General features: G+C 67.2%; 11 protein-coding genes. 2 read left to right on the forward strand and 9 right to left on the reverse strand.

The annotated features are described in order from the left end of the window. Window positions 1–19: 19 nt before the first annotated feature. Entirely contained in the window at window positions 20–862 is an 843-nt protein-coding gene (locus IT430_12860; GenBank protein MCC6908827.1) for a polysaccharide export protein, read from the reverse strand. Window positions 863–1,071: 209 nt separating this feature from the next. Between IT430_12860 and IT430_12865 the strand changes: the two genes are divergently transcribed. Beyond that, window positions 1,072–1,884: a polysaccharide deacetylase family protein gene (locus IT430_12865; GenBank protein ID MCC6908828.1), complete on the forward strand. Its 813-nt coding sequence runs from the start codon at window positions 1,072–1,074 to the stop codon at window positions 1,882–1,884. On the opposite strand, the gene plsY is transcribed toward IT430_12865, so the two are convergent. The 5 genes from plsY to fliM form a co-directional block, all read right to left on the reverse strand. Then, window positions 1,885–2,604 carry a glycerol-3-phosphate 1-O-acyltransferase PlsY gene (plsY, locus tag IT430_12870; GenBank protein MCC6908829.1) on the reverse strand — a complete coding sequence of 240 codons (720 nt, stop codon included), beginning with the start codon at window positions 2,602–2,604 and terminating at the stop codon, window positions 1,885–1,887. A gap of 52 nt (window positions 2,605–2,656) precedes the next feature. Beyond that, on the reverse strand, window positions 2,657–3,799 hold the full coding sequence (locus IT430_12875) for a glycosyltransferase family 4 protein (GenBank protein MCC6908830.1): 1,143 nt from the start codon (window positions 3,797–3,799) through the stop codon (window positions 2,657–2,659). Continuing rightward, a complete protein-coding gene (locus IT430_12880; GenBank protein MCC6908831.1) occupies window positions 3,787–5,169 on the reverse strand; it encodes an O-antigen ligase family protein in 1,383 nt (460 codons plus the stop codon). The genes IT430_12875 and IT430_12880 overlap by 13 nt, the downstream gene beginning before the upstream one ends. Next, window positions 5,166–5,957 carry a glycosyltransferase family 2 protein gene (locus tag IT430_12885; protein MCC6908832.1) on the reverse strand — a complete coding sequence of 264 codons (792 nt, stop codon included), beginning with the start codon at window positions 5,955–5,957 and terminating at the stop codon, window positions 5,166–5,168. The genes IT430_12880 and IT430_12885 overlap by 4 nt, the downstream gene beginning before the upstream one ends. Before the next feature lie 71 nt (window positions 5,958–6,028). Continuing rightward, complete coding sequence (gene fliM, locus IT430_12890; protein ID MCC6908833.1) at window positions 6,029–7,045, reverse strand: flagellar motor switch protein FliM; 1,017 nt, start codon at window positions 7,043–7,045, stop codon at window positions 6,029–6,031. Between the two features lie 176 nt (window positions 7,046–7,221). Here fliM and IT430_12895 point away from each other — a divergent pair, with 176 nt between their 5' ends. Beyond that, entirely contained in the window at window positions 7,222–9,597 is a 2,376-nt protein-coding gene (locus IT430_12895; GenBank protein ID MCC6908834.1) for a thioredoxin family protein, read from the forward strand. 9 nt (window positions 9,598–9,606) lie between these two features. Here the strand turns inward: IT430_12895 and IT430_12900 are convergent, their stop codons facing one another. From IT430_12900 to IT430_12910, 3 genes are read right to left on the reverse strand one after another with little or no spacing between them, the layout of a single operon-like run. Further along, a complete protein-coding gene (locus IT430_12900) occupies window positions 9,607–10,164 on the reverse strand; it encodes a GNAT family N-acetyltransferase (protein ID MCC6908835.1) in 558 nt (185 codons plus the stop codon). Window position 10,165: 1 nt separating this feature from the next. Next, window positions 10,166–12,643 carry an O-antigen ligase family protein gene (locus IT430_12905; protein MCC6908836.1) on the reverse strand — a complete coding sequence of 826 codons (2,478 nt, stop codon included), beginning with the start codon at window positions 12,641–12,643 and terminating at the stop codon, window positions 10,166–10,168. Further along, entirely contained in the window at window positions 12,640–13,806 is a 1,167-nt protein-coding gene (locus tag IT430_12910) for an undecaprenyl/decaprenyl-phosphate alpha-N-acetylglucosaminyl 1-phosphate transferase (GenBank protein ID MCC6908837.1), read from the reverse strand. The genes IT430_12905 and IT430_12910 overlap by 4 nt, the downstream gene beginning before the upstream one ends. Between the last annotated feature and the right edge of the window lie 5 nt (window positions 13,807–13,811).

Below are 13,811 nucleotides of genomic sequence, written 5' to 3' on the forward strand. Positions count from 1 at the left end.
GGACTCGATCCGCCCGAACTCAGCGAACGATAACCGTGGTCCGCGTCGAACTGTCACCGGTCTGAAGGATTTCGCGCACGTCCGGGTAGAGCACGATGCCGCGCTCGACGTCAACTGCAGCGCCGAACATGGTGCTGATGAACTGGAAGGCCGATTCCCACTGGGCGCGCTCGTTGGTTGGAACGAAGATGATGTCGCCGCGCTCGAGCGGGATGTTGGCCGAGAGCGATTCGATCGACGGATTGAGCATCATCTCGCGGTAGTCGAACAGGCCAGCCGCGACGAACTCATCGGACATGCGGCGGATGAGAACCATCTTGCGCAGCGAGGCGTCGCGCGTCGGGCCGCCGGCGTCGGCCAGGGCGTCGAGGATCGTCATGCCGCGCTGATACGCGACGCGTCCCTGCTTGGGCACCTGACCCATGACGCGCACGTACTGCTGCATCTGGCTGATGAGATTCACCGTCACCGAGGGATCGACATAATTGCCCTGCAGGCCGCTCGCGATCTTGCGCCGCGCATCGGCGGTCGTCAGACCTTCCAGCCGCATGGGGCCGACGAGCGGGTACTGGATGCCGCCGTCAGAGTCGATCGTGTATTCGCCGTCGAGATTGGGATCCTGGTAGACCCGGATGGCGATGCGGTCTCCGGGCACGAGCGTGTAGGGAAGTGAACTGGCGCTGATGGGACGCTGCGGCTCGGCCCCCTCCACTGCGGGCGGGGCGCCGAAGTCCGAGCCGGTTGGCTGCATGTCTGTAGGCATGTTGCAGCCGCCGACCATCACGCACCAGGCGACGAATGCCGCCAAGGCCGGCAGACGAACGATTCCAGTCCGGAAGTATCCATCCACGCGTGAGTTCACTCTCGTCTCTCCGGTTGCGAGCCGCCGATCGAACCGACGGCGGTCCAGCATTATTGCAGTCCACAGGCCCCGTGCAAGCCAGCCGCCGGGGCCGGAGAATCTTGGTCACCCGCTCGACGGCCGATCATCCGGATGCGCCACCGGGCCATACAGAGTATCATCCCGCCCACACGCGGCAAACTTCGTCTTCATTTCCCGTTGAGCCAGTTGTGCACCCCGCAGCGGTCCTGCCCATCCTCGCCTACCACAGTATCGACGAATTCGGCACGTCGATCTCAGTCTCGCCCGAGGTTTTCCAGCGGCAAATGCAGTGGTTCGCCGCGCACGGCTGGAAGACCCTGGCGCTGAGCGAGGCGGCGGCCCTCGTCAGGGCCGGCCGCCCCATCGAGCCCCGCAGTTTCGTCCTGACATTCGACGACGGCATGCAGTCGCTGCTCACGCACGCGGCTCCGGTGCTGGCCGAGCACGGCTTTTGCGCCGCGACGTTCGTAGTCACCGGCCTCGTCGGCAGGTCGCCGGAGTGGTACCGCATGCCCGGCCCCTATCGAACAATTCCGCTGCTCGACCGAGCCGGGCTCGAGCGACTGGTCGGCCTCGGATGGGAACTCCATCCGCACACGCACGATCACCCCGTGCTGCCCCACCTGCCCCCGGATGTGCAGGCGGACCAGATCGGCCGCAGCCAGTCGCTCGTCAAGGAGTGGTTCGGCCAAGGCGGCGGCGTGCTCGCCTACCCGTTCGGGCAGTTCAACGCCGACACGAAACGAGCGATGGAGCAGTGCGGGCTTGTCGCGGGCGTCACGCTTTCCTTTGGCAGTCGCCTGAACCCGGCCCGACCTTACGAGTGGCCGCGTGTCGGCTCGGCGTGGCTGAAGGGATCGAACCTGCGCCAGGCACTGGCGGTGACGGGCTGGCTCGAACGCTACGTCGCGCTGCGCTCGCTGGTGAAGAAGGGCCGCGAGCGGCACTTTCGCCAGCCGACGACTGAGACCACGCGCGGGCTCATCGCGCTGGAGGGGTGATCACTTTTTTTCGCCCGGCGCGGGTTCGCCGACGCGCGTCTCGGTGCCCGCGCGGATGCGGGCGATGTTGCTGCGGTGCTTCCAGAGCACGAGCAGCGCCAGCAGCGCCGTAACCAGCAGGAATGGCCAGCGGTCGCTTGCACGACCGACAAAGCCCCCGGCAGAGCCTCCGGTCGTTGACGCGATGCTCAGCAGATACCACAGCGGCAGACTCAGCGCGGCGAGCATCGAAGCGACGCTGATCATCCGCCAGAGTTTGACCGCCGCCAGCCAGACCACCAGGGCGCCGAGGATCGGCCAGGTGAGATGCGGGTAGATGCCCAGCAACGAGCCAAAGCCGGTCGCGACTCCCTTGCCGCCTTTGAAGCCGAGGAAGATCGAATTGGTGTGTCCGACGATCGCGGCGAAGGCCACCCCGATCCACAGCAGCATCTGGGTTTGCGTGATGTCCTTTTCGACGTCGCGCATGTCGGCCGCAAACAGGCCGCACCACACCCCCGCCACAACCGTCGGGCCGAGCCCCTTGCAGACATCCAGGGCGAAACAGAGCATGCCATACTTGCGCCCGAGCGTGCGGCCGACGTTGGAGGCGCCGACGTTACCCGAGCCGTGCAGGCGGATGTCGATGCCGCGGGCGCGGCCGATGATCAGTGCAAATGGGATTGAACCGACCCCGTAGGCGGCGACGAGCAGAATGGACCATTTGACGGGATCGGTCACGCAGCGGCTCCCAGCGGGGGCGCGATCATAGCGCAGCGGCTGCGCCGGCCGATCAACAGGCGTACTCGCGCGCGAGCGCTTCCATTCGATCGACGAAAAGATCAAAGCGCATGCTCGGCGCGATGGCCTGCGCGGTGCGCCTCGCGGCCTGGTGGTGCGATTCCTCGAGCAGGCCGATCATGGCGTCGCGCAGCGCCTGGGCGCGCGCCGTCGAGACAATGCGGCCGGCCAGGCGCTGGTCGGGGCCTCGCATCCGCTCGGCCCCGGCCGTCGCCGTCGTGGTGATCACGGGCAGACCGAACGCGAGGCACTCCCAGATGAAACGGCCGAACATGGATCTCGCCGCGGGGATGATCCCGACGTCTGCCGCGGCGAGCAGGTGCTCCATCTCGCGCGTGCGCGAGACGAGCCGGATGTGCTCGTCGCAGCGGAGATCGACGGCCAGATCGTGCAGGGGCCAAGGATCCTCGCACGCCATGACGAGCCGCGCCTGGGGGTGGCCGCTGTCGACGGTCTCGGCAAACGCCCGCAGCGCCGCCGAACCGCCCTTGCGCGCCGGCGACTTGGCCGCCCAGAGGAAAACGACCTGCCCGGGATCGATGTCGAGAATCTCTCTCGCTTCCTGGCGCTGCTGCAGCGCTTTGGTTTGCTCCATGGGCGGCTCGATGGGAGAAGCGCCTGGGATTCGCCGCAACAGGCGCTCGATTCCCGGCGCTTCGTCGAGCAGAGCCTCGGCCATGGCGTCGCTCAGCGCCACCACGCATCCCAGCCGCCGGTCCCGCCGTGTGCGCAGGCCGACGGTCAGGGAGACGAGTTTCCGCGGATCGATCAGATTGAGCAGGCGCCGCGCGCCGCGGCCGGGCTGGCGGTCGGGTCCGGGAGCGAAGCCAAACGTGGGGATCAGGATGTCCGCCGGGATCGCCGCATGGAACGAGATCGAGGCATCGCACGGCAGATCGCGCATCACCTGCCCGGCCCAGCGGTGCAGCATCAGCGGCCGGTGCGATGCGCCCGACTGATAGAGCCGCCGGGCGATAATGCGCAAATCGGGATAGAGCTCGGGATCAGTCACCGTATCGCAGACGATGGTGACTTCATGGCCGCGCTGGACGAAGCGCCGGCCGAGTTCGGTCACCACCTGCGCGTGAGCGCCGACGAAACGCCGCACATGTTCGTAGGCAATCACGATGCGCATGGTTGCTCCGTCGAAGCAGGTGGCGCGGATGGCCGGCTTTCGGATGGCTTCCAGCGGGCGGGCTCGCGCGACTCGTAGGCACCGATCGCCACGAGCAGCATGAGGATCATCATTCCCGGGGCGCTCATGTGGTGGCTGTCGAATGCAAACGCGACAAAGAGCGCGGCCCAAGGCGGCCACCATTGGAGCGGCACTCTTCGGCCAGCCGCGCGCGGCGTCCACGCGAGCGCCGCCCAGAAGGCGAGATAGAGCGCCAGCCCCGGCGCGCCAAGCACTGCTGCATGGTAGAGCAGCGCGCTATGCGGATGGGTGAGCAACCCGGTCGATGCGTGCACCGATGGATCGGCCAACGGCTCCGGAACTGCGGGCCGGTGCGATTGAACATACTGACGCGCCGCGCCCACATAGCCGCCAGCGCCCACCCCCAGAAGCGGGTGATGCTTCAGCAGGTGCAGCGTGATGTCCTTCTGGCGCCACCGAGCCGCGACGTCGCCGGAGTAGTCGCCGCGACCAATGGCCGCGCGCAGATCAGTTGCCGCGCCGCGAACCCGACTGAGCATCTGCGGGCCGAGCACGAGGCCAATGGCGAGAATGCCCAGGAGCAGAGTCGCCGCCGCGGCCCGCGTGCGGCGGCTGGCGCCGGAGCACTGTCTTGCCAGCGCGGGGAGCGCCGCTGCTAGGCCAGCGAGCGCGGCAATCCACCCGCCGCGACTGCCCGTCAGCGCCAGGCCGACTGCAGCGGCGAGCGCGAGCAGCACGGCACCGGCGGCGCCTCGCGCGCCGCCCGGCCGGATGAGCCACAGCAGCCAGATGGCGGAGACGGCGACGAGGGCCGTCGAGTTGGGATGCACGAGGCCGGGGTAACGGCCGGCAATGCGCTCGGCGTGCCACCACAGGAACATGGGCCAATGCTCCGGAAGCATCCATTGGCCGATCTGGACCACCGCGGCCGCCGCCGCGCCTGCGGCCAGCGCCCACACAAGCAGTCGCCAGCGATGCGCGATGGGCCAGACGGCGATCAGAAACGGCGCCTGAAAGCGAAGGATGATCGCCTCGTCCCATCCCTCGGGCCGGTCCTCCGACCAGAGCAGCGAGAGTAGCGTCCACGCCAGCAGGCCCAGCAGGACCCACACGATGGGCAGACGAATGAGATAGCCGACAGCTGGCCCCGTCGCCCAGAGGCGCAGCAGCGAGTAGCCGATGGCGATGCCGGCCATGATCGCCAGCGGCGCCGTGCCCAGCGGGAGCACAAACAGCGTGGCCATGATCAGCCCCGTGTGCACGCGATCGCCGATCGGATCGCGCTGGCGGGCGCGCGCCATCATGCCCAGCGCATCATCGGGCGCCGGCCTGGCGGGATGGACATTCACGGCTGACGGTCCGCGGGCGCGGCGCCCGAGGCCAGTTCGAGCAGGCGCATGTGCTTGGCGGCGGCGCTGATGCCCGCGCCCATGGCGCACGCCCAGCCGGGCCAGCCGTCGAGCCACGCGGATTTGAGGACGATCTGCTTGAGGATCGCCGCCGTCGGCGAGATGGCAAGGTGGAGCACTGAAGCGCGGCGGCCGAGCTGGTGGTAACTCTCACCGGCGTGCACGCCATGGTTGATCTGCTTGCGGAGCAGTTCGGCGACACTGGCAAACGCATCGTGCCGCAGCACGCCGCGCAGCCGCCGCGACGGCCCCGACACATCGAGCCGGTCGTGTGGGTCGTAGCCCGCCCAGCGCGCCGACTGTGGCCGCACGAGGCGCATCCGCCACTCCGGCTGCCAGGTGTAGCGCAACTCTCGACCCGCAAACCACACGCGGCGGTTCACTTCGCACCCGGCCACGTGCGGATCGTCGCTGCTCACCACCGAGCCGATCTCGCCCGCCAGTTGTGCATCGACCGACTCATCGCTGTCAAGGCTGAGCACCCACGGCGTGTCGCACTGATCCAGCGCGAACTGCTTCTGGCGCACGTGCCCCTCCCAGTCGTGATGAATCACCTCGGCGCCCAGGCGGAGCGCCAGTTCGACGGTGCGGTCTTTCGAGCCGGAATCGACGACGACCACGCGGCCGGCGAGCGAGCGAACGCTCTCGATGGTGCGGCCGATCGTCGCTTCATTGTCGCAGGCGATGATGGCCACGCTGAGCACGGAGGGGTCGTATCGCTTGAACATGTCTGATCATCATGGCGGCGGAGAGCGGCCCGTCAAACGGGGCTGCGGGCGATTGAGCGGCCCCGGCCCGCTCACACGCGGTCGTCAGGACGGATCGGCCGGACGATCTTGAGCGCCCGGTTGCCGCGGTGCTGGCCGATGTGCGCGAGCATCTTCTTTTCGCCCTCGACGGTAAGCACGACCGGCCGCGTGGCGGGCTTGTCGGTGACGATCAGATCGCCCACGGAGAGGTTCATCAGGTCGTCGAGGGTGAGCGTGGTCTCGGCCAGCGTGCCGCCCACGCTCAGCACCGCGCCGGCGAGCGAATGCGTGATGCGTTTGGCGAACTCGATGTCATCGTCATCGCGCTGCACGTTGAACCACGACTGGGCGCTGAGTTCGGGCATGAGCGGCTCAATGACGTTGAAGGGAATGCACAGGTTCATCGTGCCCGCGCGCGCGCCCATCTTGATCTCAAAGCCGATGACGACGACGACTTCGTTGGGCGGGACGATCTGCACGAGGTGCGGATTGCTCTCGGTCTCGACCAGCGTGAAGTCCAGCCGGCGAATGCCCTCCCACGCCTCGCTCAGCGCCTTGAGGGCCCGGCCGAGCACGACGCTGAGGAGTTTGATCTCGATGACCGTGAGCGCGCGCTGGGGAATGAACAGTTCGTTGCTCGCCCCGCCGAGCATCCGATCAACAAGCGGGTAGACGATCAGCGGACTCAGTTCGAGGCAGATCATCCCTTCGAGCTGCTCGGCGCGGATGAGATTGAACGCCGTCGGATTGGGCAGGCTGGAGATGAACTCCGAGTACGTCATCTGCTCGGTCGTCGCGACTTTGACCTCGACGATGGTGCGGATGAAGCCGGAGATCGCAGCGCCGAAGATGCGGCCGAACGACTCGTGCAGCGTCTCGAGGGAGCGCATCTGCTCCTTGGAGACGCGCTCGGGCCGCTTGAAGTCGTACGCCCGGATCTCGACCTGATCCAGATCGCGGCGATGGCGCGAAAAGAGTTGGCCGGCGGTGGTCTCTTCCTCAATGGCGCCTGAATCGACCGCGGCGAGCAGGGCGTCAATGTCGGATTGATCGAGTATGTCGTTCATGCACCCTGCCGCCAGCCATCGCGCGCAGCCCGACCCGGGGCCGCACGCCGGACCCATCCGCTTTATCGGACACCGCCGAGGGGCCACTTGAACCCCGGCCGTCGCGGTTCGTAGAGAGTAAACCTCGTCGCTATACTCGCCTGATTCGGCTGGCTGCTTTCCCGGGAGACCCTAAAATGCTTCGATGGCGGTTGCTGCCCCTGCTGCTCGTGCTGCTTGCCGCATTCCAGCCGGCCGCCGCCCAGCCTCCGGGCACCGAACCTCGCGTCAAAGCAACGGTCGAGTGGTCGCACAACGCGTACCTGCCCGGCTCGCAGGGAGCGATGGCGGTCATCCTGCAGATCGAGCCCGGCTGGCACATCTACCCCGGGATCGGCTCGCCCGATGCGCCCGAACTGTACATTCCCACCTCGATCGAACTCGCGCTGCCGGATGGCTGGACGCGAGGCGAAATCCAGTGGCCCGCCGCACACGAGGTAACTTTCGGTCCCGAAGGCGCACAGGAACAAGTCAAGGTCTACGAGGGCCGGGCGGTCGCTTACATTCCGTTCCTTGTTCCAACCGACGCCGCGGGGGGACCCGCGAGCGGGAGCGTCACCGTCGCCTACCAGGCGTGCGATGACATAACCTGCGAGCCCCCCACGGACACGCGCGCTGCACTCTCGACAACCGTGGTGAGCGACGCGACAGCTGTCGAAGCCAGCGACGATCCAGCGCTGGCCGAGACGTTTGCCCAACTGCTCGCCAAACCCGTCGTCGCCGCCAGCGAACCCGTTCAAGCCGAACCCGCGCCGGCGGCGGGCGCGGCCGACCCATCGACTCAGACCCCGGCGGCGCTCCCAAACACACACACGTTTTTCGGCATCGAGATTCCCCGGCAGGATGGTCTCGTCGGGCTGCTGCTTCTAATCGGCATCTCGGCGCTGGGCGGATTTCTGCTCAACCTCACGCCGTGCGTGCTGCCGGTCATTCCCATCAAAATCATGACGATCATGCAGCACGCGAACCACCCCGGCCGGGGGCTGGTGCTGGGCCTGTGGATGGCGCTGGGCGTCGTCGCCTTCTGGGCCGCGATCGGCGTGCCTGTAGCGCTCGTGAGCGTTACGGGCATCAGCGATCCTTCGCGGCTGTTTGGCATCTGGTGGCTCACGCTGGGCATCGGCGCCGTGATCGCGCTGATGGGCGTGGGCATCATGGGCCTGTTCACAATCCAGCTGCCGCAGGCGGTGTACGCTGTGAACCCCAGGGCCGATTCAGCGTGGGGTTCGTTCGTGTTCGGCATCATGACGGCGGTGCTCGGCCTGCCGTGCTTCGGCTTCGTCGCCGGGGCGCTACTGGCGGGCGTGGCGGCGATGCCTCCGTTGAAGATCATGGTGATCTTCATCTCGCTGGGTGTCGGAATGGGCGGGCCGTACATCGTGCTTTCCGCCAACCCGAAGTGGCTCGACCGCCTGCCGCGCACCGGACCGGCGAGCGAACTGGTCAAGCAGGTCATGGGCCTGCTGCTGCTTGCCGCGGCGGCGTTCTTCATCGGAGCCGGGCTCATCGCGCTGGTGCGTGAGAAGCCCTACCTGTCGCACCAGTTGCACTGGTGGGCGGTGGCGTTGTTTGCGGCGCTGGCCGGGTTGTGGCTGATCGTGCGGACGTACCAGATCACGGCGCGCCTCAAGCCGCGCATCGTTTTTTCGATTGTCGGCTTGTTCCTGGGGGCGATCGCCGTGCTCTACGCCGCCGGCCAGACCGCCAGATCGCGCGCGGACTGGCTCGTGCACCAGGAAGCGCTGGCCAAGGCCGGCGGCGGCGCCGTCTACATCCACGGCGCGTGGAACGAGTACACGCCGGCGGCGTTTGAAAAGGCCCGCGCCGACGGACACATCGTCGTGGCCGACTTCACCGCCGAGTGGTGCCTGAATTGCAAGATCATCAAGGCGGCCGTGCTCAACAAGGAGCCGGTCCTGAGCACCCTCAACAGCGACGACGTCGTGAAGTTCGTTGTCGATCTCACGAGCAACAGCGCGCCGGGCTGGACGTACATCAAGGAACTCGGCCAGACGGGCATTCCCTTGCTGGCGATCTACACGCCCGGCAGCGATGATCCGTGGTTGAGCAACGCTTACACATCCCAGCAGGTGCTTGATGCGATCGCGGCAGCTCGCTCAAGTCGAGACCAGGCTGCGCGCTCTCCGGTGATGCGTGAATACTCCGCAGAAGCATTCGAGGAGGCACTCGATTCTGGTGCGGTTGTCTTCCTCGTTTTCTACGCGGAGTGGGACCTGACCAACGTGTTGCTCCACCGTCAAATCGTTGAAAGTGAGGCCGTGCGCAGCGAACTGTTGAAGCCCGGCACGATCGGATTCGAGGTCGACGTGACGTCGAATCAGGCGCCAGGATGGGACCTGCTCAAACAGCTGGACTCGCCTGGCCCTCCCAGCGTCGCGATATATGGGCCGGAACGTGACTCGCCGCGGATCGACACTTTGGGTCCGCTGGCGCTGGCTGAAGCAATTGCGGCGGCCCGATCATCGGATGGAACGGCGAAGGCTGATCCATAAAGGGTTCGCTCACGCCGACGCTCGCTGCCCCCACTCCTGCCGCAGCAGGCCATACACCCACTGGTCCACGAACCGCCCTCCGATGAGGTGATGCCCTCGAAGCGTGCCTTCGTGCACGAAGCCGAGACGCTCGATCAGGCGGCGCGAGGCCTCATTGCCAACGCTGATGGTTGCAAAGAGCCGAACGAGATCGGACGTGGTGAACGCGAGTTCGATGAGCGCGTTCACCGCGGCAAGTCCCAGGCCCCGGCCCTGACACGCGCGGTCGATCTGGTAGCCCAGTTCGCCGTGAAGCATGCGCCAGTTGACGCGAAGGCTTACCGTGCCGACCAGACCCGCGCCAGGCGCGTGAACCATCCAGCGATAGGCCTTGAATGCGCGGTTACGCAGGTCCCCGCCGACGGCGCCGAAGCGCATGGTCAACTCATCGAGCGTGAGATCGTCGTAGGGGTTGAACTGTTTCGCGACCGCATCGTGTCTCCACTTCCAGCACAACTCGGCGTGCTCGGGCCGGGCGGGCACGAGAGCCACCTGCGAGATGCCGGGGGTTGGCGGCGCCGAATCCATCTCATCCTCCTCCCAGCGCTTCGATACGCCCGCGCACATCGTCGAATTGCTGAGGGTTCAGTTGCTTGAGCGGGTCCAGGCGCATGTTCTCGTTGATTTCGAGCGTGCGCTCATAGGCCGACAGCGCCTCGCGGCCCCGGCCGGCTTCGTCGAGCATCTGCGCGAATGTGCGCTGCGCTTCGAGCCCGTTGGGATCGAGTCGGACGACCTTTTTCTGCCACTCGATGGCGCGAGCGAGCATCTCGGCATCGCCGGTGAACTGCTGCTGCTCATACCATCGCCGCGCGGCCATGGCGGCGGCATTAGCGTCGAGCGGCCGCCTGTTCGCAAGCTCCTCGGCCAATTGAATCGCAACCTGCGCGGCCTCATCGCGCATGGCCGGATCGCCGCGCTGCTCGTGCAGCGTCGCCAGGTGCATCCACAGGCGCGATGATTCGCGCCAGGCAATCGCATCCAGCGGCCGCAACGGCCGCGCTGCTTCGAGTTCGCGCAGTGCAGCCGTGACGCTCTCGACTTCGAGTCGCCGCAGCGCGTCGCTGATGGCGGCGCCTCCAGTGGCCAGCAGTCGCTGCACGCGCTGGCCGTCGTTGAGTTGTATCGCCGATCTGATTTCGCGCCAGGCTCCGGCCAGGTCGATCTCGATCCCCTGCTGCTGGAGTTGCATTTCCGCCTCCTGAAGCAGCGCGATGCGCTCATCGGCGCTGCGCGTGCGGCCGGCCTGATCGAGCGTCGAACGGACCCGCCCGATGCTCTCGAGCGATGCATGCGCCGTGCGCAGGTGATTCTGGATGCGCCCGATGGGCACGGCCACCAGGGCGCCGTGCGCGACGATCAGAGCCGCAAAGACCACAATCGCAGCGAAGGACGCGCTTCGAAGCGCCGGGCGAGGCGGCGCTCCCTGCGGCGCTCGCGCTGCGGCGGCGCCCAGCAGCAGCATGACGATGGCCGCCGAGCCGGGCTGCGTGAGCGTCATTTCGATCTGCGAATGCAGCAGCACGACCGTCAGCGCCGCCCAGACGGCCCATCGCAGCATGCCGAGCGAAACGGAGCGCACCAGCAGCGCGACCAGCGGCACCGTCGCCCCCAGGCCGATGAGCGACAGCGGCATGAGCAGCAGGTGGTAGTCGATGAGCAGCGCCCGCCGGTTGAGAACCCAGGCGCTGACTCCCGCGGCAACGGCGACCGCGAGGCCACACAGCGCCGCGAATTTGAGCCACGATTCGCGCGGCGCGGGCTGCACGTCGGCGCCCGGGGCCGGCTGCGCAGATTCCTCGGCTGCGGGTGGCGCGGTGGCGCCTGATGGCGCGGAGCGAGCGAGCAGGATCAGCACCAGCGCGATCCACGCCGCGGCCCAGATACCGATCCCGGCGAGCCAGTCGATGAAGACGCTGTGCGGGCTCATGACCTCTTCGGGGCTCAGCGCCGGCCGAACGAGCAGGTACGCATCCTGAAAGCCCGCCGGGCCGACGCCCGCCAGCGGGTGCGCCGAGAACATGCGGACGGCGCCGGACCAGTAGTGCCAGCGGAACAGGAGGCTGTACCCATCGACCTGCTGGAGGCCTTCGGGGAAGAGCATCCCGCGCAGCGCCGTCACGACCAGCGCCGCGGCAAGCAGGGCGAAGGTCACGGTTGCCGCGTGGGGCCGCACGTGCTGCTTCCAGCGCCGCGGCAACAGGCACATGGCGGCGAGGATGAGGCCGATCGCCGCCGCGCCTGCCGCGCCTTTGGAGAACGAGGCCGTCAGTCCCGCGAGCGCGGCCGCGGCCAGGAGGATCGCCACGCCGAGCCAGCCGCTTTGCAGTTTCGAGCGGGCCACAGCCAGAGCAGCGCCGACCCAGAATGCCGCGAGCATCGCCATCAGCGAGCCGTAGACGTTTGAAAGCGAAAGCCAGCCGGTGGCTTCGCGCTGGGTGAGGCGGCGCAGGTAGATTCCCGCCGCGCTCGATCCTGGTTCCCAGCCTTGAGATTCGAGCAGCGCTTCCCTGTTGTTCGCGAAGGAGGAGAGCGTGTCGTGGTATTCGATGGTGACCTGATACAGACCCTTGATCGCCAGCGGAATGGTGATGGCGACGGCAGCGCCGAGCAGCACGATGCGCCAGCGCACTTCGCGCGCCAGATGCATCGCGCCGACAGCCGTGCTCATGGCGCCGAACCATTGCGAGCCGGCGCGACACTGCTCGGCGTCACTCCACCCATGCCACGCCAGCACGGGTACAGGCGTGAGCAGCAGCACGAGCAGTTTGAAGTCGATGCTTCGACCATCGAGCGTCTCCGCCAGCAGCGCGCACAGGCAGCCGAGCAGCGCCAGCAGATCGAGCGTGACGGATCCCGCCGGCCCGAGCCCTTCGAGCGGCACGGGCAGTACGCGAGAATCGATCGCGAAAAACGGATCGACGGCGATGACCAGCAGCGTCCGCAGCACCGCCGGCGCGGCGAGCAGCACAAAGCCGCACCAGCGAAGCAAACCCGCCGCCTTCACGACCGCACTCCGCCGGCCGCCGCGGCGATCGACCGTTCGTACACCGCCAGAACGATGAGCAGGATGATGACCTGGGCCCCGGCGAGCGCGGCGACCCAGCCGTGTTCGAGATGCCCGAGGTAGATGCCGGTCAACCCGGTCGTGAGCGTGACGCCGTAGATCACCGCGAGCATCCGCCGCACGCTCAGGCCGCGCTTGACCAACCGGTGAGAGAAGTGCTGCTGATCGCCGACAAACGGGCTGCGTCCCTGGCTGAGCCGGATTGTAACGACCGCCAGCAGGTCGTAGATCGGCACGGCGAGGACGATAAGGGGCATGAAGACGCCGTACCACGCCGTCGCCGCATCGCCTTCAAAGTACGTCGTGCGGACCGTGAGGAAGCCGAGCAGGAAGCCGACGACGAGCGACCCGCCGTCTCCCATGAAGATGCTCGCCGGCGGAAAGTTGAACCAGAGAAACCCGAGAAGCGCGCCCACGAGCAGCGCGAGCATGGCGGCGATGAACCACTGGCCGTTAATCAACGCAGCGGCCAGAAACAGCGCCGCTGCGATGCACGACACCCCGCCGGCCAGCCCGTCCATGTTGTCCATGAAGTTGATCGCGTTCGTTACGACCACCAGCCAGAGTACCGTAAGCGCGATCGACGGCCAAGGGGCGAGTCCCGCCAGGCCCGGCGCCGTGTCGAGCAGCGTGAGCAGCCGGCTGGATGACGCGAGACCATCGGCAAAGTCGAACGGAATGAGCACCATAAACGTCGCCAGCGCGCACTGCGCTGCGAGTTTGGCCCACGGCCCCAGCGGGCGGCGATCATCGATGAGGCCCAGCACGTGCATGCCCACGAGCGCCAGCGCCAACGCGATCGCCATCGGCGTGCGCTCGATGATGCCCGGCAGGTGGGGCTGAAGGGATGGAGCGAGATCAACGATCGCGGACTCCGGCGCCAACCGAAGCGCGATCAGGCCGACGATCAGCGGCGCAAGTATCGCGATGGTGATCGCTACGCCGCCGATGTTGGGTATCGCCCGGATCTCCGCTTTGTGGTGTCCGGCGGCGCCGGGCGAATCGAGCCGGCCCAGGCGCGCCCCGACGGCCCTCAACCACCACGTGAGCGGCCAGGAAAGCGCGAGTGCGGCGGGAATCAGGCAGAGGACCGCGGCGATCACGGCCG

The organism is Phycisphaerales bacterium (genome assembly GCA_020852515.1).
GTDB lineage: Bacteria > Planctomycetota > Phycisphaerae > Phycisphaerales > UBA5793 > UBA5793.

Bases quoted from the DNA above. Each gene is read 5' to 3' on its own strand.
- IT430_12875 (MCC6908830.1), bottom strand. From the start codon at position 3,799: ATGCGCATCGTGATTGCCTACGAACATGTGCGGCGTTTCGTCGGCGCT.
- IT430_12885 (MCC6908832.1), bottom strand. From the start codon at position 5,957: ATGTTCAAGCGATACGACCCCTCCGTGCTCAGCGTGGCCATCATCGCC.
- fliM (MCC6908833.1), bottom strand. From the start codon at position 7,045: ATGAACGACATACTCGATCAATCCGACATTGACGCCCTGCTCGCCGCG.
- IT430_12895 (MCC6908834.1), top strand. From the start codon at position 7,222: ATGCTTCGATGGCGGTTGCTGCCCCTGCTGCTCGTGCTGCTTGCCGCA.
- IT430_12900 (MCC6908835.1), bottom strand. From the start codon at position 10,164: ATGGATTCGGCGCCGCCAACCCCCGGCATCTCGCAGGTGGCTCTCGTG.